A 20,718-nucleotide genomic window follows, 5' to 3' on the forward strand; every position below is an offset into this window, starting at 1 on the left:
CGGTAATGTGTTGGTTCTGATGTGGCGGTGAAACGCCCGTGGGGTACGGCTGTGGTGAAAGATCCCAATCCCAAGATTACGGTTCATGGTTTCAATAACCTGACCAAATCCTTGAGCTTCAATATTTTTGATATCGCTTATGCAAAGACGGAGCAGCACCGTCAGGAATACATCGAATATATTGATGAGCTGTATAATGCCGAGCGTCTCACCGAGATTCTCACCAATGTGACCAAGATCATTGGCGCCAATATTCTCAATGTGGCCCGGCAGGATTACGATCCGCAGGGTGCCAGCGTGACCATGCTCATTGCCGAGCACGAGACCCCGCCGGATGGCACTGACTGGGATGAGGAAGCCCCCGGTCCGTTGCCGGACACCGTGGTGGCTCACCTGGACAAGAGCCACGTGACTGTGCACACCTACCCGGAATCCCACCCGGACAATGGCATTTCCACCTTCCGGGTAGATGTGGACGTGTCCACCTGCGGGGTGATTTCACCGCTGCGGGCGCTGAACTACCTGATCCACAGCTTCGATTCCGATATCGTCACCGTGGACTACCGGGTGCGGGGCATGACCCGTGATCTGGATGGCACCAAGCACTACATCGATCACGACATCAACTCGATCCAGAACTTCCTCACCGAAGATACCCAGAACGCCTATCAGATGATCGACGTGAATGTGTATCAGGAAAACATCTTCCACACCAAGATGTTGCTCAAGGACTTCGATATCGACAACTACCTGTTCGGTGCCGGCAGCGATGAGTTCAACCAGGAAGAGCTGGACCAGATTGAAGAACGCCTCAAGACCGAGATGCTGGAGATTTTCTATAGCCGTAATCTGGGCTGAAAGCAGTGAATAGTTAACAGTTAACAGCTGCGCGATTAGCGCCGCTGCCTGCTGAAAGTAAAGAGGCCGCGCCCAGAACCTGGGCGCGGCCTTTGTTTGACTGCCTGACGCCAAGGATGAAACCGCTGTAGGAGCTTGCCTGCAAGCGATCCGAGCCTTGGCGAGGTAAGGATTCCAGAAGCGAGTTTCGAAAATCCAAAACTGGAGGCCAGGCGCGAGGTTTGAATCCTTGCCTTTCGAAACTCGTGACCCACAACTCGAATCTTTTTACCTCGCTGTTGCTCGGATCGCTTGCAGGCAAGTTATTCGCTCCGCTTACCCTTCGGGCCGCACTACGTGCGTTACTCCGCTGCGCTACGTTCCTACAGCGGCTTCGAAATAAACGTTGTCACAAACAAAAGGCCACGCCCGGGTTCTGGGCGCGGTCTCTTTGTTCTCGGCACCTGATGACGTTTGGCGCGACGCTGTTAACTGTTCACTATTCACTGTTAACTAATCAAACCCGATAAGTCGCAAACGTCATCACCTTGCTCATCAATGTCATGGCGTGGCGGATCGGGGGCGGCAGGTCGGCGCCGCCGGCGTCTTTGGCGGTGACGGCGTGCTTGAGTTCGTCGCTGCGCATCTGTTCGAGGATGGCGCGGGTGCGCAGGTCGCTTTCCGGGACCTGGAACAGGTGAGACTCGAGGTGTTTCACCACCTGGTTTTCGGTTTCAGAGACAAAGCCCAGGCTCCAGCGATCGCCAATCAGCCCGGCGGTGGCGCCCATGGCGTAGCTCATGGCATAGAACAGCGGGTTGAGTTTGCTGGGCGCGCCGCCCAGCTCCCGTATGCGCTCCTCACACCAGGCCAGATGGTCCTCTTCTTCTTTGGCTGCCTCTTCCATGGCATGGCGGATATGCGGCAGGCTGGCTGTGCTGGCCTGGCCCTGATACAGCGCCTGGGCACACACCTCACCGGTATGGTTGATGCGCATCAGGCCCATCACATGGCGACGCTGGTCGGTGGGCAGGATGCCCGGCTGAGCCTCACCGCCGGGGCTCTCCGGCGTGGCAGTGGGAGCACGTTCTGCCTGAATGGTACCCGGCGTCAGGGTGCGCAGGGCGTTATCAGCACGGGCCAGCAGGCGGTCAAGAGGTGTCAGTCGACGTTCGGTCATGGTTATACGCTTCACGCAGCATGCAACACGCTTGCACGCAGGGTTGGTTACAGAGATTCTAGTGTAGCCGAAGCCAGCAACTTCGGCATTTGATTCAACACAATAACAAGGATTCTTTAGCCGCGCGTGAAGCATGATGCGTGTTGCGTGAAGCGTAAATCATGAGTGATCTGAACGACCTGAGAATGCTGCTCGATTCCCGCTATCCCATTGTGGTGATCGAGACCTGGGAAGAATTACGGGCACTGGATTTGATCCGGCGGCTGGGGATGAAGGAAGGGCGGCCAGTGTTCGCCTGGACCTCTGTAGACGGCATGCGCCGGCTAGAGTTTGATGACGTCCCTGCCCAGAAGCATACGGTGGAGCCGGATGCGGTGCTGGGGCAAATTCGTGGTACCAGTCAGCCTGGTATCTATGCGCTGTGCGATCTGCACCCTTTCCTCAAGGACGAGCCGAAGAATGTACGTCTGCTCAAGGAGATCGCGCTGCATCACGAACGGCTGCAGCACTCGCTGGTATTGATCAGCCACCAGTTCCAGATTCCCCCGGAAATTCGCCGTTATTCCACGCGCTTTTCCCTGTCCATGCCGGATGAGAAACAGCTGGAACATATCGTTCAGGACGAGGCCCGGCGCTTCAAGCAGGAAAAGGGGGAGCGGGTGCGAGCCGACCGGGAATCCCTGGATCGCCTGATTCGCAACCTGCGTGGACTGAGTGTGGAGGATGCCCGCAAGCTGGCCCGTGGAGCGATACTCCACGATGGCGCGATCACCGAGGCCGATCTGCCGGAGGTGAACAAGGCCAAGTTCGCTCTCATGGAAATGGAGGGTGTGCTCAGTTACGAGTATGACACCGAAAGCTTTGCCAATGTGGGCGGCTTGCAGGGGCTGAAAAACTGGTTGGGCAAGCGGGAAAAAGCCTTCCATGGCGAGAGCGATATCGACTCCCCCCGCGGTGTCATGCTGGTGGGTGTGCAGGGGGGCGGCAAGAGTCTGGCCGCCAAGTCGGTGGCCGGTCTGTGGGGGCTTCCGCTGCTGCGCCTGGATATGGGCGCTATCTTCAACAAGTTCTTTGGTGAATCCGAGCGCAATGTGCGTGAAGCGTTGAAGATGGCCGAAACCATGTCGCCCTGTGTGCTGTGGATCGATGAGATTGAAAAGGGCATTGCGGTAGGGGACAACGATGGCGGTACCTCCCGCCGGGTGCTTGGCACCTTGCTGACCTGGATGGCGGAGAATCAGAGCAAGGTGTTCATGGTGGCCACCGCCAACGACATTGAGCGGCTGCCGCCGGAGCTGATTCGCAAGGGCCGTCTGGATGAAATCTTCTTTGTGGATTTGCCGGACCCTGCCGTGCGTGAGGTGATCTTCCGTATTCATCTCGCCAAGCGCGGTCAGCCTGCGGATCGCTTTGATCTGCGAGCCTTGTCGGCCGCCAGTGACGGTTTTACCGGTGCCGAGATCGAACAGGCGGTGGTGGCCGGGCTGTACAGTGCGGGCGCCGCAGAGCAGCCCCTGGATCAGGGAGTGCTGGAAGCGGAGCTGGCGGCCACCGTGCCGTTGTCAGTGACCATGGCCGAACCTCTGGCCCGCCTGCGACACTGGTGTCAGGGGAGGGCGGTCAATGCCGGTGCTTGATCCGGCGCTGGCAGGGTCTGACCAGAGCCTCTCTGCGGCCTATGTGGAGTCGGTGCTGCCGGATCTGCTAGCCCATTACCAGCTGTCCCGGGGTGAGATTCTGACCGCCGCCGGCATTGACGATGACCGTTTGGGCCGGCCGGAACAGCTGCTGCCCCTGGTGGATGTGTTGCGCCTGTTTCTGGTGATCATGCAGGCCAGTGGCGACCCGGGGCTGGGCTTCGAGATTGGGCGACGGGTGCGGCCCCGTTCCTATCAGGTGCTGGGCTACGTGATTCTTGCCAGTACTGACCTGGGAGAGGCCATCGACCGGCTGATTCGCTTTGAAAGCCTGTCTGGCAAACTGGGTCAAACCCGCCTTGAGCATCATGATGACGGCATTCATCTGCAGTGGCTGTGCCCATTGAGCGGGGAGCCCGCGCGCTATCTGGTCGAGGCGGCAGTCACAGGCTGGGTGGCCTTCATCCGTCCGTTGCTGGCACACACCCTGGCACCCAGCGCGGTGTGCTTTCGGCATGCCCCGCCGGCAGAGGTGGCACGCTATGAGGACTACTTTCAGGCGCCGGTATATTTCAATGCCGACTTTGACGGGGTGGTACTGGAGCCGGCGCTGCTCTCTGCCCCCTTGAATACCGCGGACCCGGGTCTGGCGGGCATGATGGAAAAACAGGCCAGTGAACTGCTGGCAGGTTTTGACGTGAACACCAACCTGGTCAGTGCTGTGCGCGCGGCCGCCTACCGGCAGCTGGCCGGTGGCGAGCCGTCCCTGGAGAGTGTGGCCCAGGCGCTGGGGCTAAGTGGTCGCGCCTTGAGCAAGCGGCTGATGGCCCAGTCCCTGCGTTTTCCCGAGATGCTCGACAGTCTGCGTCAGACATTGGCGGAGCTTTATCTGCAGGATGCCTCGCTTTCCCTGACCGAGATTGCGCTGCTGCTGGGCTTTGCCGAGTCCAGCTCGTTCAGTCGAGCATTTCGTCGCTGGCGAGGGATGAGTCCGAACCAGTTCCGTCACTGCGAGTAAAGCGTAGAACCGTCTCGCGCAAGGTATTCAATTCAACCGGTTTGGGCAGGTGGGCGTTCATCCCGGCTGCAAAGCTGCGATCTTTGTGTTCCTTGAGGATATGCGCGGTGAGCGCCACGATGGGCGTGGATGGCAGGGCGTGACGCTGTTCATGCTGGCGGATGCGGCGGGTGGCTTCAAAGCCATCCATTTCCGGCATCTCACAGTCCATCAGTATCAGGTCATAGTGCTGCTTTTCTGCCAGCGCCAGGGCTTCCTGGCCATCGCTGGCGATATCCGCCTTGAGGCCCAGCTTTCCGAGCATGCCACGGATGACCTTCTGGCTCAGGTAGTGATCCTCTGCCACCAGAATGCGAAGATCCGGGCTGGGTCGACTATCTTCCGTATCCGGTTTGCTGTGCACCTCGTTGCCCAGTTCCTCGGCCAGCGCCTGGCGCAGACGCGGCGCGGAAACCGGTTTGGACAACACCCGGTGGATGCCTACATTCCGGGCCTGGGTAGCACTGGGCGCCTGCTGAATACCGGTGAGCATCACCAGCACCGTGGGATGGAGGATGACCGGGTCTTCGTGGATACGCGCGGCCAGTTGCATGCCATCCATACCAGGCATTTGCTGGTCCAGTACGACTACGTCATAGGGCTCGTTGATATTGGCCTGGGTGCGCAGTGATGCCAGTGCTTCCTTGGGGTCGTGACAGGCGGTGACGCGCATCCCCCAGGACAGCGCATGGTGGCGCAAAACCCGGGTCACGGTGCTGGAGTCATCCACCACCAGCAGGCTGCGGCCTTCCAGGCAGTTGAGGTCGATCTTGGCTGACGAGTGCGGGGCAGATTGATCGGGGGGGAGAGGGACGACGAACCAGTAATGGGTGCCGCGCTGGTCCTGCAGGTTACCCATGCGGCCATGCAGGGCCTCTACCAGCTGTTCAGCAATCACCAGGCTGAGATGGCTGCTTTGGTTCTGGCGCTGGCTGTCCTGAAGGCGTTTGATGGCCTCATCACTGAGGGTGCTGCCCGAGAAGCCAAAGCGGACTCTGTCGGCCTGACCGGTGGGCTCCAGTGACACATCAATGATCAGTTCGCCGGGGGTGCCATGACGAATCAGGGCCCCTGTCAGGTTGGTGAGCACCTGACGTAGACGGCTGGCATCTCCCAGCACCCGGGCCGGCACATTGGTATGCACATGGGTGATCAGTTCTATCTGCTTCTCTTCCGCCCTTTCCTTGAACAGGTCGATGGCTTCCATGAGCAGATCATGCACATTCAGTGAGGCCTGATTCACGTCGGTGCTGTCGGAGAGTTGGGAGTGTTCCAGTACGTCATTGATGATACGAAGCAGGTTGTCGCCTGCATTCTGGATGGCAGACACGCATTCCCGCTGATTGGGGGTCAGGGGGGTGTCGGAGAGGATTTCCGACATGCCCAGAATGCCGCTGAGCGGTGTGCGAATGTCGTGGCCGATTCGCGACAGGGTTTCACGGCGGGTGCTGTCCACGGTGTCTGCAATGGCCTTGGAGCGGTGTTTCTCGATACGCAGCTGGCTCATGTGGGTGTAGCGGATGCGAAGCCCGATGCCCAGGGTAACCGCTTCCAGCACGGTGGCGCCCATCAGCCACTGGGGCAGCTCCGCGCCGGTCTGCAGCAGGCCCAGATAGGCCAGGCCAAGCACCATGGCTGGCAGGCAGACAAACAGGGTGGTGATGAAAAACAGGCCGCCACCGCTTTGCTCCCGGTGCCAGGTGGTGTAACCCATGGCGATCAATACCATGGCGGAGGCACTGACCAGGCAGAAACACATGTAGGCGGCAACTGTGATGGGCAGCATCTGGGTTAGCGGTATCCCCGCCAGAGGCAGCAGCATCAGGACCCGGGAGGTGTAGTTCATCCAGTCAGGGTGTTGCTGTAAACGGAAATAGCTGCGCGTCATGGCGGCAGCTGCGCCCATGGCAACCAGCATCAGCGGAAACAACAGACGAGGTTGCAGTTGATTGCCATCGGTGAGGTGGTGAGGCAGAAAATCTGCCAGAAGCAGGCTGATCAGGGTGATGCTGGTCAGAAAGCCGGCATGGTACCAATAGGTGCCCCCACCCCGCATGATGGCCGCAATCAGGTTATAGAGAATCAGCACCAGCAGCGCGCCGGTGAGCAGCATGTACAGATCGTCCTGGCGTTGCTGGTTGATCAGGTGATCATTGAGTGTGGAGAGGCTGAGGCCGTAGGTCAGGTAGCCGCGGGGCTGCAGTTTCAGGTAAAACAGCTGCTCCTCACCCACCGGCAGGTGTACACGAAAACTGGCTTGCCTGCCGGGAATGCGGGTGTCCGGCGCGGCGGGCAGATAACGATTGCCATTGCCAGTGGGGATAAAAAGGGTGGCATTGGGGTTGCCGCGCAGTTGCAGGGAATAGGTTTGCTGCTCGCGATATTCGTTCTTGATGGAGAGTCGCACCCACCATGGATTTTGCTGGATACCCAGCCGTTCCACAAAGCGGGTGGCAGGCTGGAACTGATCGGCTACCGGTTTGCGACTTACCTGTTGCACGGACAGGGTGCCGTCTTCATCTCTCAGGTATTCCGAGTAAACGGTTACCCGGGCATCGGCCGGCAGGGTATGGATGATAAAGGGAGGGGGCGGCTCAGAGACGGCCCTTGCTGTGCCACTCAGGCACAGCAGGATCATCATCAATAGCCCGAGAAGAGTCTCAGGCCTGTTGTGCCAAATTGTCTTGTTGATCTGCATCCGCTGGTTTTCCCCGATCAAGCACATAGGCGTTCAGCCCGGCTTCGGAGAGGATATAGGCTCCGAGCTCACTGCGTCGACCTTCTCCGCACACCACATAGAAAAAGTCCTTTTCCAGACTGTGCACTTCTCTGCGTAATTCGTTCAGCGGAATGTTGCGAGCGCCGGGTGTGCGGTCGTGGCGGAATTCCATGGGCAGGCGCACATCCACCAAAATGCAGGCGGTATCGGCCTCCAGCACCATGGTGTCCAGTTCGTCTTCGGTCAGATGGCGGATCACGGAGTCCTGCAGGATGGCCTGGAAATCCTTCTTGCCCAGGCACATGATCACCCCGTCGCTGGTCATGGTGATGGTGGCGTTGCGCGGGCTGTCGCTGATCAGGGCATCCTCGCCAAAGAATCGGCCGGCGGACAGGGCGGCAAGGGTTTCCTGCTTGGCGCCCTTGGTGCGGCTGACCATGGCCTTGCCCTGCTTGATCACAAAGAAGGTGTCCCCTTCTTCGCCTTCCGTGACAATGGTTTCACCCAGCTGTACCTCGCGTTCCTCGAACTTCACGAACAGGGTATGGATCATGGCCGGAGGAATGGCGGCAAACAGTTCGGAAGAAAGCAGGGCGTCCATCCAGTCCCGTTCGCTCTCGTCATCGCCTTCATCAAGCATGGATTCTGCCGCCTGGGTCCAGGTCATCAACAGATCCAGTTTATTGCGGTCGATGGCGTAGAGAGTGGTGGGCTCAGCCGAGATGGCGTTGATGGTGTGTTCCGGGTAATTATCCAGCGCCAGGTAGTTTTCGTCGTCATCAGCGGGAAAATGGCGAACCTGAAAACTGGCATCGGTGAGATCCAGCGCCCCTTCTACCAGGAAGTAGGCCTTGTCGCTGGTCTGGCCGCGTTTGAAGAGCAGGCGGCCAGGGGCCATCTTGATCACTTCGATCTGGCCCTGAATTTCCTGCAGATGGGATTCGCTCAGGCAATCGAAGGGAATAAAGTTCTCAAGACGGGACATATCCGCCGTGGATGTAGACATGGCAACCCCTTTGAATCCGGGTAAGAGTGGGAGGCCTGCTGGTCCCGGCAGGCTCCCACTTAATTATTAGTTGCCTTAACTCTATGCCTTTTCGCGGGCCACTGCACGGTAGCCGATGTCAGTTCGGTACTGGGCATTCCGCCATGTGATCTGCTTCACACCAACGTAGGCGTTGGCCTGGGCTTCGCTGACGGTGGCGCCGACCCCGGTGACACACAGCACACGACCGCCACTGGTGACCACCTGGCCATCCTTCTCGGCGGTGCCGGCATGGAAGACTTTCACGGTGTCGGAATCGGCCTGATCCAGGCCTTCAATCACGTCGCCCTTGTCATAGCTGTCCGGGTAACCGCCAGCGGCCATCACTACGCCCAGAGTGGGGCGCGGATCCCACTGGATGTCGGTCTGGTCCAGTTTGCCATCCAGAGCCGCCAGACACAGGCTGGCAAGATCAGATTGCAGACGCATCATGATCGGCTGGGTTTCCGGGTCGCCAAAGCGACAGTTGTACTCGATGACCTTGGGAGCACCTTGCGGGCTGATCATCAGGCCAGCATACAGGAAGCCGGTGTAGGGCATGCCTTCAGATGCCATGCCTTCCACGGTGGGGGTGATCACCTCGTCCATGATGCGCTGGTAGACGCTGTCGGTGACCACCGGCGCCGGGGAGTAGGCTCCCATGCCGCCGGTGTTGGGGCCGGTGTCGCCATTGCCGACCCGCTTGTGATCCTGACTGGTGGCCATGGGCAACACGTTCTTGCCGTCCACCATGACGATGAAGCTGGCTTCTTCGCCTTCCAGGAATTCTTCTACCACCACGCGGTGACCGGCATCGCCGAACTTGTTGCCGTCGAGCATGTCACGCACGGCTTCCTCAGCTTCTTCCAGGGTCATGGCGACAATCACGCCTTTACCGGCAGCCAGGCCGTCGGCCTTGATCACGATGGGGGCACCTTGCTCGCGGACGTAGGCGAGGGCGTCGTCCATGTCGGTAAAGTTGCCGTAGGCCGCGGTCGGGATCTTCTGGCGCGCCAGGAAGTCCTTGGTGAAAGCCTTGGAGCCTTCCAGCTGGGCAGCCGCCTTGCTGGGGCCAAAGCACTTCAGACCGTTATCCTGGAAGGTGTCCACCAAGCCTTCCACCAGCGGGGCTTCCGGACCGACGATGGTCAGGTCAACGCCGTTGTCCCTGGCGAAGGCCAGTAGGGCTGGCTGATCCAGCACATCGATGGCCACGTTCTCCAGCTTGGCTTCGCGTGCGGTGCCGGCGTTACCCGGGGCCACGAATACCTTTTCTACCGACTCGGCCTGAGCCACTTTCCATGCCAGCGCATGCTCGCGGCCACCGCCGCCAATGATCAAAACTTTCATTGAGGTTATTGCCTCTTCTGACGTTGTCTCAATGGGAGACGGGTCAGATGTCGGACGTCGGACGTCGGACGCTAACCCGGGTTTTGTCGTCAGACGTCCGACCTCAGACGTCCGACGTCTTAATGCCTGAAATGACGCATGCCGGTGAAGACCATGGCCATGCCGGCTTCGTCGGCGGCGGCGATGACTTCTTCGTCGCGGATCGAGCCGCCCGGCTGGATCACGCAGCTGATGCCCACCTTGGCGGCGTTGTCGATGCCATCGCGGAACGGGAAGAAGGCGTCGGATGCCATCACCGAGCCTTCCACCTGCAGGCCTGCGTGCTCGGCCTTGATGGCGGCGATGCGGGCTGAGTTCACTCGGCTCATCTGGCCTGCGCCCACGCCCACGGTCTGGCGGTTTTTGGCGTAGACGATGGCGTTGGATTTCACGAACTTGGCCACCTTCCAGGCGAAGATCAGGTCGTGCATCTCGGCTTCGGTAGGAGCGCGCTTGGTGACCACTTTCAGGTCGCCTTCGGTTATCATGCCGATGTCGCGATCCTGCACCAGCAGGCCGCCGTTAACGCGCTTGTAGTCCAGGCCGCCCTCAGTGGGGCCCTGGATTTCGCCACACACCAGCACGCGCACGTTCTTCTTGGCGGCGGTGATGGCCAGGGCGTCGTCGGTGGCGCTGGGGGCGATGATCACTTCCACGAACTGGCGATCGACGATGGCCTTGGCGGTGTCCGCATCCAGCTCACGGTTGAAGGCAATGATGCCGCCAAAGGCGGATTCGGTGTCGGTTTCAAAGGCCAGATCGTAGGCCTTGCCGATGCCGTCCAGACTCACCGCCACACCGCAGGGGTTGGCGTGCTTGACGATCACACAGGCGGGCTTGGTGAAGCCTTTTACGCACTCCAGTGCGGCGTCGGTGTCGGCGATGTTGTTATAGCTCAGTTCCTTGCCCTGCAACTGCTTCGCGGTGGCGATAGAGGCGGGGGCCGGGTTGCGCTCGGTGTAGAAGGCCGCTTTCTGGTGCGGGTTCTCGCCGTAACGCATGTTCTGGGTCTTTTCGAAGTTCAGGTTGATGGTGCGCGGGAAGTCCTGATTACTCATACCGTCTTGGCCGCCCACCTTCTTGCCAAAGTAGTTGGCAATGGCGCTGTCATAGGCCGCGGTATGCTCGAAGGCCTTGATGGCCAGGTCGAAGCGCAGGGTGTCGGACAGGGCGCCGCCGTTGGCGTCCATGTCGTCCAGCACACGCTGGTAATCACCGGCAGCGGTCACGATGCCTACGTGAGCATTGTTCTTGGCGGCAGAGCGCACCATGGTCGGGCCGCCGATATCGATGTTCTCGATGGCGTCTTCCAGGGAACAGTCCGGGTTGGCCACGGTGGCTTCGAACGGGTACAGATTGACCACCACCAGGTCGATGCGGCTGATGTCGTTATCGGCCATGACCTGATCGTCCTGGCCGCGACGGCCGAGAATGCCGCCGTGCACTTTCGGATGCAGGGTCTTCACCCGGCCATCCATCATTTCCGGGAAACCGGTGTAGTCGGAGACTTCGCGCACCGCGATGCCGGCCTCCTGCAGTTTCTTGAAGGTACCGCCAGTAGACAGCAGTTCCACGCCCTTGTCGGCCAGGGCCTGGGCAAATTCAACGATACCAGTCTTGTCGGAAACACTGATTAGTGCACGTTCAACGGCTTTGCTCATGGGGTTTCACCAAGTTGCGTAGTCTTAATTAATACAAGGGCCAGAAACAAAAAAAGGGCAGTGTGGTCACTGCCCTTGGTGTAGCAGGTCTGTATTACAACAGACCGTACTGCTTGAGCTTCTTGCGCAGGGTGCCGCGGTTCAGACCCAGCAGCTCGGCGGCTTTGGTCTGGTTGCCACGGGTGTATTCCAGCACTTTCTCAAGCAGCGGGATTTCCATCTCCGCCAGTACCATCTGGTAGAGCTCGCTGACCGGCTCGCCGTCCAGCTGATTGAAATAATCGTTTAACGAACGACGCACACAATTACGCAGCGTGTCGTGGGTTTCACTGCGCGCAATAGTGAGATGCGGCTGCTTTCGTGCTTCTGCGGTGTTCATTTCAGTAAGTGTCCGTGCAGCGGCTGTGTTAACTGAAGAGAGGGTCATGCGGCCAAGGCTCCGTTTTTCTTCCGGGCAGACACCTCGCCATAACGACCGAAGCGAACCCGGTCGGTATTGGCGCTGATCTGTTGGAAAAACTGCTCGATCGCCACGCGTTGTTCGGTGGCATTTTCCAGTGTGTTAAATCCACGCCGGAAGTCTTCCCCTCCGGGCAGGTTCTGTGTGTACCAACCCAGATGCTTGCGCGCGATACGCACTCCCATGAACTCACCATAGAACTGGTGGAGTTCAGCCAGGTGCTGTTGCACGCAATCATGGACTTCCGTTACTAACGGCGCTGCAGGCAGCGAGCCGTGCTCGAGGTAATGCAGGGTGTCCCGGAAGATCCACGGGTTACCCTGAGCAGCGCGGCCGATCATGATACCACCGGCTCCCGTGGATTCCAGTACCTGTTTAGCTTTTTCCGGGCTATCCACGTCACCGTTAGCCAGGATCGGAATATTCACCGCCTGGACCACCTGGGCGATGGTGGCGTATTCCGCCTCACCGTTGAATTTGTCGGCGCGGGTGCGGCCATGAATAGCCAGTGCCTGGATACCGGCGGTTTCGGCGATACGCGCAATGTTGATGGCATTACGATGTTCGCGGTCGGGGCCGGTGCGGATTTTCAAGGTCACAGGAACATCCACTGCCGAGACGACCGCATCGAGGATGCGGGCGACCAGATCCTCATCGGCCAGCAGGGCGGACCCGGCGGCGCGCTTGCACACCTTTTTGGCGGGGCAGCCCATGTTGATGTCGATGATCTGGGCGCCGTGATCCACATTGGCGCGGGCGGCGTCCGCCAGCATCTGGGGTTCGCCTCCGGCAATTTGCACCGAGATCGGCCCGGGTTCACCGGTATGGTCCAGTCGTTGGCGGGATTTTCGAGAGTTCCAAAGACGGGTGTCTGAGGTCACCATCTCCGAGACCAGCAGGCCGGCCCCCAGATCGCGGCACAGGCGCCGGAACGGGCGATCGGTGACGCCGGCCATGGGGGCCAGAATCAGCGAATTGGGCAGCGTGTAGGGTCCGATCTGCATGATGAAAGGAGTGGCTGGTTAAAAAGGGAGCTAATGATAGAGATCGGGGCGAGGGGATGAAAGGGCAGAGCGGGACTTTTCGCCCCCCGTCTGTCAGCTGGGGGAAGCGATGCCGCACACTTCACGCATCATGCAACACGCCAGGGCGTTGCCGGCCGGCAGTGTGGTAGCGACGTTGTTTATCGCGGATTATCGGTAAGGTGCTGCTACCGGGCCTTCCCACACAAGCAGGAAAGCCAGTTTTACCACAGAGGTCGCAGAGATCACTGAGGATAAGGCAGCTTTTTCCTCTGTGGACTAGGTGCCCTCTGTGGTAAACCCGCTTTTGATCTTGGCGTGCCGCGTGTTGCGTGAAGCGTGTTGCAGCCGCGAAGCGGCATAAAAGGCACGCCTGGGTAACGGGCGGGCCTTTTTACGTCAGGCGTTTCAGCGTTGGCTGATTTGTTCGCTGGATGTCTGGTTGGGCAGCAGGCGAAGGTTGTAGTTCACCGCGCTGTCGCCGGGGTCCACGATTTCAAGGGAAACATGCAGAGGGGTGTTAGTGGGCATGGTGTCCAGGCCGCTCAGGTCCCCGCGCAGATATTCTTCCGGCATGAAGCGCCGGCTGGCTACCGCTTTGCCATCCAGGGCGCTGAAACGCAGCTCCAGATCCGGGAAGGGTTGTGGATAGCGTGCTTCATTGAACAGGATGGCATCCACGATCAGTGCGTTGCTGTATTCCGGGTGACTGCGAACCACCAGGTTGGCGCCGCGCAACTTGCTGATATCACTGCGGCTGGGCAGTGTGCAGCCGAGTACACCGCAGACCTGCTGGTAGGCGGGACGCCATTGTGGGGTGCGCGCCAGATGATCGAAGTTGAACCAGGCGTACTGGCCAACCAGGAAGGCGGCAGCCAGGATGGACAATACCGTCCACTTGATCAGCCCTTGCCAGTCGTGACGGGGCTTGAAGGCCACATCCCGTTCACGCACCGGTTTGGAAGGAAGGGCCACCGGTTCATCGTGCAGGTCGTCGCCGAACAGATCCAGGCCTCCGAACAGGGAGTCATCCTCTTCCGGTTCCTCGCGAGCGGGTTTGGCTTTCTTCCTTGGGGGCGGAGGCGGTGTTGGTGCCTTGCTCGATGATTGTTCGTCCCGGGGGGCGAAGCTGGCCGGGCCAGGCGTGGCAGGTTTGGCCGGGGTGGGTTCATCCTCGTCTTCCAGCTCTTCAAGCAGGGCTTCAGCCCAGGATTCGTCGGCGCCGTCGTTATGGCTGGAGCGGCCGGCACCAGCCATATCTGAAAAGTCTTCACCGAGGCCACTGTCGTCGCCGTCCTCGCCCAGGCTCATGAAGGAATCGCTAAGTTCCATCCCTTCCAGGCTGAGGCCGTCGCCCTCGCTATTGCTGGACGTTTCTTCAGACAGGGGGCTGTCTTCCGGGGGCGGGGGAGTGGGGGTGTCGGCGTCGTTGTCCAGGGCGCCCGCCCAGCGATCCGCAGAGGTGTTGCTATCCGCACCGGGGGGATCGACCAGATGATCCGTGGCCTGGAAAATCTGCAGGCAGGAGCCACAGCGTACGGCGCCGTTGGCTTGCTTGAGATGTTCTTCCGTGATCTTGAACTGGGCTGCACAGTGGGGGCAGCGCGTTTTGTACTGGGTGGCCATGCGGTCGCCTGATTGTTATTGATGGATTTCCGCTACACGCGGCACGCAACAGGCACCACGCAACCCCTGAAACCTGCAGTTCACAAGCCTGTCAGGTGTTCTTTTTACAGAAAAAACATTGTTATTCGCAAGGACCTGTACCGCATTTATGCTTTCTGCATCAGGTGGTTGGCCTGCCTTGATGCTGGATGCCTTAAGCCAGGCGCCTGACGATGAAATCACAATATCGGGTTGCGTCATAAGGCTGCGCTTTGTCCAGGGCAGCTATTAAGACCCGGAGCGAGATGCCACTGGCATCAGGCATCCAGCGTCGAGCCTCTGGCATGGAAACGCAGTGGCTCAAGCAAACAGGAAGTCCGGCGCGGTGTATTCCTGCAATTTCGCGATGAACCTTGATTAAGCCTGACGGCGTACCCCGTCGATGCGAACCCAATCCCCTTTTTGTGTGGTGGGGTTGAGGTCGAACCAGGGGCGGTAGGCGTCGCGAACGGAGTCTGCCTGCTCGGCAAGAATGCCGGACAGTGCCAGACGGCTGCCCGGGCGACAGTAGCTCGCCAGCAGCTCGGACAGTTCCACCAGTGGGCCGGCCAGAATGTTGGCCACCAGCACATCACAATGGAACGGCTGGGGCATATCCTCCGGCAGGTGCAGCGACAGGCGGTCGGCCACGCCATTGTTGCCAGCGTTCTCTTTGCTGGCAATCAGGGCCTGAGGATCGATATCCGTGCCCACCGCCTGTTCTGCACCCAGAAGCAGGGCGGCGATGGCCAGTACACCGGAGCCACAACCAAAGTCGAGTACGGTTTTGCCGCTCAGGTCGGCATGGTCCAGCCACTCCAGACACAGGGCCGTGGTTTCATGGGTGCCGGTGCCAAAGGCCAGGCCAGGATCCAGCTTCAGGTTCACCCCGTTGGTGTCCGGTGCCTCGCTCCAGCTGGGTACGATCCATAGCCGCTCACCAAACTGCATGGGCGCGAAATCGTCCATCCAGGCCCGCTCCCAGGCCTGATCCTCAAGCATTTCATGGTGCATGGCATCTGCATTGAGGCCCTGCATATCCAGTGCGGCCTTGATCAGGGCCGGATCATGATCGGCATCGAACAGGGCGGTTACCACGGTGTTCTGCCACAGCGGGCGAGTCCCCGGCGGCGGCTCAAAAACGGGCTGGTCGGCACCATCGGTGAGGCTCACCGCACTGGCCCCCAGATTCTCCAGCGCTGCCTGGAAGGCATCCGCATGCTTTTCGTCGGTGGCAAGATGAAGTTGCAGCCAGGCCATTTTCGCTTCGCTCTAGTGAATAGTTAACAGTGAATAGTGAACAGTTGCGCGGGAGAGCGGGGAGGAAACTCAAACCACGGATGCCGCGCACACACGCCGGGTGCGATCCGGGGAGAATGATAGCAGCTAAGGTGCACAGTATGGCGATGACAGCGATTTTTCTGGTTCTTGTAAATGCACGAAGCCGCGCACAGAGACTGTGCGCGGCTTCGTGGGTGAAGCTCGGGACAGGCTAAAACCGCGAACTGTTAACTATTCACTGTTAACTGTTCACTGCCTCAATGACCGCCCAGCTTCTTCTCCAGATGGTGAATGTCCACGCCGCCTTCCAGGAAGGCTTGATCCCGGAAGATCTTTTCTCGGTGCAGGTCCACGTTGGTCTTGATGCCTTCCACCACGATTTCGTCCAGGGCGTTGCGCATGCGGGCCATGGCGATGTCGCGGCTTTCCCCCCAGGTGATCAGTTTGCCGATCAGGGAGTCGTAGTAGGGAGGTACGCTGTAGCCGCTGTAGATATGGGAGTCTACGCGGATGCCGTTGCCGCCGGGGGCATGGAAGTAGGTGACCTTGCCTGGAGACGGGGTAAAGCGAACCGGATCTTCGGCATTGACCCGCACTTCGATGGCGTGGCCCTGGAACGTCACGTCTTCTTGCTGGATCTGCAGGCCTTCTCCGCCGGCGATGCGCAGCTGTTCCTTGACGATGTCCACACCGGTGATCATTTCGGTGACCGGGTGTTCTACCTGGACGCGGGTGTTCATCTCAATGAAGTAGAAGCCTTCGTTCTCATACAGGAACTCGAAGGTGCCCGCACCGCGGTAGTTGATTTCCTTGCACGCGTTGACGCAGCGCATGGCCACTTCGTCTTTCAGGTGCTGGGGGATCTGCGGGGCGGGTGCTTCTTCCACCACCTTCTGGTGACGACGCTGCAGGGAGCAATCCCGGTCGCCCAGATGGATGGCATGGCCAGCGCCGTCGGCCAGTACCTGCACTTCCACGTGACGGGGTTTCTGCAGGAACTTTTCCATGTACACGGTGGCGTCCCCGAAGGCGTTCTTGGCTTCGGAGCGGGTCAGGGTGATGGCGTTGAGCAGGGTGCGCTCTTCTTCCACCACGCGCATGCCGCGACCACCACCGCCGGCGGCGGCCTTGATGATTACCGGGTAACCGATGTCGCGAGCCATCTGCAGGGCGGCTTGGTCATCGTCACCCACCGGGCCGTTGGAGCCGGGTACGGTGGGCACGCCGGCCTTCTTCATGGCCTCAATGGCGGCCACCTTGTTGCCCATCAGGCGAATAGTGTCTGCCTTTGGCCCGATGAAGATAAAGCCGGAACGTTCCACGCTCTCGGCAAAATCCGCATTTTCTGCCAGGAAACCGTAGCCGGGATGAATGGCGTCGGCGTCGGTGACTTCGGCGGCACTGATGATGGCAGGAATGTTCAGGTAGGAGTCCACGGAAGGTGCGGGACCGATGCAGACCGCTTCGTCAGCCAGACGAACGTGCATCAGGTCGCGGTCGGCCTTGGAGTAGACGGCGACGGTGCGTATGCCCAGTTCCTTGCAGGCGCGCAGGATACGCAGGGCGATTTCGCCACGGTTGGCAATGACAACCTTTTCCAGCATGAGAGATGCCTCCCTTAAACGATGGAGAAGAGAGGCTGATCAAACTCAACCGGTTCGCCGTCTTCGACCAGGATGGCATCGATGGTGCCGGACTTGTCCGCTTCGATCTGGTTCATCATCTTCATGGCTTCCACGATGCACAGGACATCGCCGGCCTGAACCTTCTTGCCCACTTCAGCGAACATGGGGGCGCCCGGTGCCGGGGAACGGTAGAAAGTGCCGACCATGGGGGAGCGAACCATGTGACCGCTAGGGGTGTCAGCTGCCGGAGCGGCTGCCTCTGCGGCGGGAGCCGGGGCTGGCGCCGGTGCTGCAGGAGCGGCCTGCGGAGCGGCAACATACTGGGTCGGAGCAGCGGCGACCTTGTTGCCGCCACGGCTGATGCGTACAGACTCTTCGCCTTCGCAGATTTCCAGCTCTTCAATGCCGGACTCTTCCAGCAGCTCAATCAGTTTCTTGATCTTGCGAATATCCATGTCTCTAAACCATCCAGTTATTCGGGGGGCAGTTGTTCAAGGGCGGCGGTCAGCGCCAGCTGGTAGCCAATGGCACCCAGCCCGCAGATCACGCCGCGCGCGATATCGGAGAAATAAGAGTGGTGGCGGAACGTTTCCCGGGTATGCACGTTGGACAGGTGCACTTCAATGAAGGGAATGGCCACGGCCAACAGGGCATCACGCAGGGCGACACTGGTATGCGTGAAGGCTGCCGGGTTGATGATGATGAAGTCGATGCCTTCGGTGCGGGCATCGTGAATCCGCTCAATCAGCTCGTATTCCGCGTTGCTTTGCAGATGCTGCAGGTGATGGCCGGCCTGGCTGGCCTGGTCCTGCAGTTGCTGATTGATGTCGGCCAGGGTGGTGCGCCCATACTTGTCCGGCTCGCGGGTGCCAAGCAGGTTCAGATTGGGGCCATGTAAGACCAGAATGGAAGCCAAAACGGGTCTCCCTGGGAGAATGTGTCGTTATTTGTCGTGAACGTGCAGGAAAAGCACGGATAAGCCGAGGCTTTCTTGCACTCATGCAATACTAGGGTGAAACAGGGGTAGATAAAAGGGGTTTACAACATTCGTTACAAGTTGCCGGGAGATACTGGTAAATCGGTACTATTTCACGTTTTTTGTTTAGGGGGAGGCGCTGCAAGCGACAAGGCGCGGGATGGGGTGACACTGCTCGCGCGTCTACGGAGCTACTGTAGGCGTTCCCTTCCAGGGGATGAACCATGCGAAGCATGGAATCGCCCGCAGGGTGATCAGGGATCGAAAGGCATAACCCGACCATCCTGCGCCGTTCCTGGGTTTTGCCTTTCGCAACTCGACACCCGTTACCCGCTTCTGCTTTTTAGAGGTGCGGCATGACCCTGGCGTTGAGGTGCTCGATAAAGCGTTCCGGCCCCATCTCGCCCAGTACCCGGGACTTAGGGATCTCGGTGCTGGCGGGGGTGAAGAACACCAGGGCCGGCAGGCCGAGGATGTTGTACTGCTCCATAATGGCCTGACTGTCCGCGTTGATCTCGGTGATATCCACCCGGTAGAGGTCAAAGCCCTGCATTTCGGCAAGTACCGCCTCATTGCTGAGGGTGGTTTCTTCCAGCACCTTGCAGGCTACGCACCACTCGGCAAAGAAATCCACCAGCACCGGTTTGCCAGCCTGGCGGGAAGCGGCCAGGGCCTGTTCCAGTGACGCCTTGCCGACCACTGTTTGCCATGGGCCGTGATCCTGTTCCGCCGGCTGGGTGGTCTGCTGCGTCGCTACCGGTTGCTGCGTCAGTGGCTGGAGTGGCTGCAAAGGATCGCTGCCGCCGCTCAGGGCACCCACTATCATTACCGAACCGTAAAGGGCCAACACCAGTGCCACGCCTCGCTTGAGACGGGCAAGGCCTTCCCCGGCGGCGTCCAGTGCGCCCAGTTGAACCCCATAGATGGCCAGCAACAGGCCGTACAGGCCCAGGGTGATGGTGCCGCTGATGATGCGGTCCAGCAGCCAGATGGCCACGCCCAGCATCACTACACCGAAGAAACGCTTGATCTCATCCATCCAGTGCCCGGCTCTGGGCAGCAGGCTGGCGCCGCCGGTGCCGGCAATAATGAGAGGAATGCCCATGCCGATGGACAGGGCGAACAGAGAGGCGGCCCCGGTCACGGCATCGCCGCTGGCGGCCACATAAATCAGGGCGCCGGCGAGAATCGGGGTTACACAGGGAGACACCACCAGCGCGGAAATGGCCCCCATGAGGGCGGCGCCAAACAGGCTGCCACGTTTTTCGGCGCCGGGTTGATGCAGTTTGTCGCGCAGGAAGTGGGGCAGCTGCAGTTCATAGAGTCCGAACATGGACAGGGCCAGCAGCACAAAGATGACCGCGGAGGTAATAATGGCCGCGGGTTGCTGCAGCAGGAATTGCAGGTTGAGGCCGGCACCAAACAGCGCCACCAATAACCCGGCCAGGGTGTAGGGTACGGCGACACCCAGGACATAGGCGCTGCTCAACACAAAGCCACGGCTGGCGCTGGGGTTGTCCTCGCCGGCAATGATGCCGGACAGGATAGGCACCATGGGGAAAACACAGGGTGTGAAGGCGAGCAATAGTCCGCCAACGAAAAACAGGCCCACGATCAGGCCAATGGACTGGCTCTCCATCCATTCGTTGAAGGCGTTGGCATCATCGGATTGCAGGGTATTGAGAAAGCTGCCGCTGTCATTGTCGGAGGGGGCCGCCGTGGCGGCCGGCGACTTTTTTGTGGGCGTGGGGCTGCTGAACTCAAAGGTCTTGCGGGTGGGGGGGTAACACAGGGTGTCCTCGATACAGCCCTGGTAGCGAACCTCCAGCACGGTATCCACCAGTGGGACACTCTGCAGGGGCAAGGTCAGGCCCACGCGGTGAAAATAGACGATGACATCGCCAAAAATCTCGTCGGTCTTGGCTTTGCCCTCCGGCAAGGTAAGGCCTTCAAAGCTGTCCAGCACATTGCCGTTGGTGTCTTTCAGGGTGAAGCCGAAGCGATGCTGGTACAGATACACATCATCAATCAGCTCAAAGTCAAGCAGCAGTTGCTGGTTGTCCCAGTCGGCATCGGTGACCAGCTGGATGGCCTCATCGACGGTGGGCAGGCGCTCCTCACCAAACAGGCCCTGTGCCACAGATGTGGACCATGCCAGCAGCAGTACCAGAGCGGTCCCCAGTCGTTGCCAGGTTAGTTGCATTAC

The 20,718-nt window shown here is 59.7% G+C and carries 16 protein-coding genes; 3 read left to right on the forward strand and 13 right to left on the reverse strand.

Annotated features, from left to right (window positions below):
- Positions 1–75: 75 nt before the first annotated feature.
- Positions 76–858 carry an adenosylmethionine decarboxylase gene (gene speD / locus HF945_RS03175; RefSeq protein WP_290525384.1) on the forward strand — a complete coding sequence of 261 codons (783 nt, stop codon included), beginning with the start codon at positions 76–78 and terminating at the stop codon, positions 856–858.
- 496 nt (positions 859–1,354) lie between these two features.
- Here speD and coq7 read toward each other — a convergent pair whose 3' ends face one another.
- Positions 1,355–2,017: a 2-polyprenyl-3-methyl-6-methoxy-1,4-benzoquinone monooxygenase gene (coq7, locus tag HF945_RS03180; RefSeq protein WP_290524310.1), complete on the reverse strand. Its 663-nt coding sequence runs from the start codon at positions 2,015–2,017 to the stop codon at positions 1,355–1,357.
- Between the two features lie 161 nt (positions 2,018–2,178).
- Between coq7 and HF945_RS03185 the strand changes: the two genes are divergently transcribed.
- On the forward strand, positions 2,179–3,654 hold the full coding sequence (locus HF945_RS03185) for an AAA family ATPase (RefSeq protein WP_290524311.1): 1,476 nt from the start codon (positions 2,179–2,181) through the stop codon (positions 3,652–3,654).
- Complete coding sequence (locus tag HF945_RS03190; protein WP_290524312.1) at positions 3,641–4,672, forward strand: AraC family transcriptional regulator; 1,032 nt, start codon at positions 3,641–3,643, stop codon at positions 4,670–4,672. Before HF945_RS03185 ends, HF945_RS03190 begins: the two co-directional genes overlap by 14 nt.
- Here HF945_RS03190 and HF945_RS03195 read toward each other — a convergent pair.
- The 12 genes from HF945_RS03195 to dsbD form a co-directional block, all read right to left on the reverse strand.
- Positions 4,611–7,352, reverse strand: coding sequence for a hybrid sensor histidine kinase/response regulator (locus HF945_RS03195; protein WP_290524313.1), 2,742 nt, complete (start codon positions 7,350–7,352; stop codon positions 4,611–4,613). The genes HF945_RS03190 and HF945_RS03195 overlap by 62 nt on opposite strands.
- A gap of 19 nt (positions 7,353–7,371) precedes the next feature.
- A complete protein-coding gene (locus tag HF945_RS03200; RefSeq protein ID WP_290524314.1) occupies positions 7,372–8,436 on the reverse strand; it encodes a cyclic nucleotide-binding domain-containing protein in 1,065 nt (354 codons plus the stop codon).
- Between the two features lie 81 nt (positions 8,437–8,517).
- Positions 8,518–9,804: a phosphoribosylamine--glycine ligase gene (gene purD / locus HF945_RS03205; RefSeq protein ID WP_290524315.1), complete on the reverse strand. Its 1,287-nt coding sequence runs from the start codon at positions 9,802–9,804 to the stop codon at positions 8,518–8,520.
- A 119-nt stretch (positions 9,805–9,923) separates the two neighbouring features.
- Positions 9,924–11,504: a bifunctional phosphoribosylaminoimidazolecarboxamide formyltransferase/IMP cyclohydrolase gene (purH, locus tag HF945_RS03210; protein ID WP_290524316.1), complete on the reverse strand. Its 1,581-nt coding sequence runs from the start codon at positions 11,502–11,504 to the stop codon at positions 9,924–9,926.
- 94 nt (positions 11,505–11,598) lie between these two features.
- The gene (fis, locus tag HF945_RS03215) at positions 11,599–11,883 is read right to left on the reverse strand and encodes a DNA-binding transcriptional regulator Fis (RefSeq protein WP_022984641.1); all 285 of its coding nucleotides are present in this window, start codon (positions 11,881–11,883) and stop codon (positions 11,599–11,601) included.
- A gap of 44 nt (positions 11,884–11,927) precedes the next feature.
- Positions 11,928–12,968 (reverse strand): tRNA dihydrouridine synthase DusB, encoded by a 1,041-nt coding sequence (gene dusB, locus HF945_RS03220; protein ID WP_290524317.1) that lies wholly within the window; start codon positions 12,966–12,968, stop codon positions 11,928–11,930.
- A 426-nt stretch (positions 12,969–13,394) separates the two neighbouring features.
- Entirely contained in the window at positions 13,395–14,612 is a 1,218-nt protein-coding gene (locus tag HF945_RS03225; RefSeq protein ID WP_290524318.1) for a zinc-ribbon and DUF3426 domain-containing protein, read from the reverse strand.
- 396 nt (positions 14,613–15,008) lie between these two features.
- Positions 15,009–15,890, reverse strand: coding sequence for a 50S ribosomal protein L11 methyltransferase (gene prmA, locus HF945_RS03230; RefSeq protein WP_290524319.1), 882 nt, complete (start codon positions 15,888–15,890; stop codon positions 15,009–15,011).
- Between the two features lie 278 nt (positions 15,891–16,168).
- Entirely contained in the window at positions 16,169–17,515 is a 1,347-nt protein-coding gene (accC, locus tag HF945_RS03235) for an acetyl-CoA carboxylase biotin carboxylase subunit (protein WP_290524320.1), read from the reverse strand.
- Between the two features lie 14 nt (positions 17,516–17,529).
- Positions 17,530–17,991, reverse strand: a complete 462-nt coding sequence (gene accB, locus HF945_RS03240) for an acetyl-CoA carboxylase biotin carboxyl carrier protein (RefSeq protein WP_290524321.1) — start codon at positions 17,989–17,991, stop codon at positions 17,530–17,532.
- A gap of 17 nt (positions 17,992–18,008) precedes the next feature.
- Positions 18,009–18,452, reverse strand: coding sequence for a type II 3-dehydroquinate dehydratase (aroQ, locus tag HF945_RS03245; RefSeq protein WP_290524322.1), 444 nt, complete (start codon positions 18,450–18,452; stop codon positions 18,009–18,011).
- Positions 18,453–18,855: 403 nt separating this feature from the next.
- Positions 18,856–20,715, reverse strand: coding sequence for a protein-disulfide reductase DsbD (gene dsbD, locus HF945_RS03250; RefSeq protein WP_290524323.1), 1,860 nt, complete (start codon positions 20,713–20,715; stop codon positions 18,856–18,858).
- Between the last annotated feature and the right edge of the window lie 3 nt (positions 20,716–20,718).

The sequence above is a fragment of the Alcanivorax sp. genome, assembly GCF_017794965.1.
Lineage (GTDB): Bacteria > Pseudomonadota > Gammaproteobacteria > Pseudomonadales > Alcanivoracaceae > Alcanivorax.

What these genes read in the sequence shown, in the direction of transcription:
- dusB (WP_290524317.1), bottom strand. Translation starts at nt 12,968, where the DNA reads ATGCAGATCGGACCCTACACGCTGCCCAATTCGCTGATTCTGGCCCCC.
- HF945_RS03185 (WP_290524311.1), top strand. Translation starts at nt 2,179, where the DNA reads ATGAGTGATCTGAACGACCTGAGAATGCTGCTCGATTCCCGCTATCCC.
- HF945_RS03190 (WP_290524312.1), top strand. Translation starts at nt 3,641, where the DNA reads ATGCCGGTGCTTGATCCGGCGCTGGCAGGGTCTGACCAGAGCCTCTCT.
- HF945_RS03195 (WP_290524313.1), bottom strand. Translation starts at nt 7,352, where the DNA reads ATGATGATCCTGCTGTGCCTGAGTGGCACAGCAAGGGCCGTCTCTGAG.
- prmA (WP_290524319.1), bottom strand. Translation starts at nt 15,890, where the DNA reads ATGGCCTGGCTGCAACTTCATCTTGCCACCGACGAAAAGCATGCGGAT.
- HF945_RS03225 (WP_290524318.1), bottom strand. Translation starts at nt 14,612, where the DNA reads ATGGCCACCCAGTACAAAACGCGCTGCCCCCACTGTGCAGCCCAGTTC.
- HF945_RS03200 (WP_290524314.1), bottom strand. Translation starts at nt 8,436, where the DNA reads ATGTCTACATCCACGGCGGATATGTCCCGTCTTGAGAACTTTATTCCC.
- purD (WP_290524315.1), bottom strand. Translation starts at nt 9,804, where the DNA reads ATGAAAGTTTTGATCATTGGCGGCGGTGGCCGCGAGCATGCGCTGGCA.
- dsbD (WP_290524323.1), bottom strand. Translation starts at nt 20,715, where the DNA reads ATGCAACTAACCTGGCAACGACTGGGGACCGCTCTGGTACTGCTGCTG.
- purH (WP_290524316.1), bottom strand. Translation starts at nt 11,504, where the DNA reads ATGAGCAAAGCCGTTGAACGTGCACTAATCAGTGTTTCCGACAAGACT.
- coq7 (WP_290524310.1), bottom strand. Translation starts at nt 2,017, where the DNA reads ATGACCGAACGTCGACTGACACCTCTTGACCGCCTGCTGGCCCGTGCT.
- accB (WP_290524321.1), bottom strand. Translation starts at nt 17,991, where the DNA reads ATGGATATTCGCAAGATCAAGAAACTGATTGAGCTGCTGGAAGAGTCC.
- fis (WP_022984641.1), bottom strand. Translation starts at nt 11,883, where the DNA reads ATGAACACCGCAGAAGCACGAAAGCAGCCGCATCTCACTATTGCGCGC.
- accC (WP_290524320.1), bottom strand. Translation starts at nt 17,515, where the DNA reads ATGCTGGAAAAGGTTGTCATTGCCAACCGTGGCGAAATCGCCCTGCGT.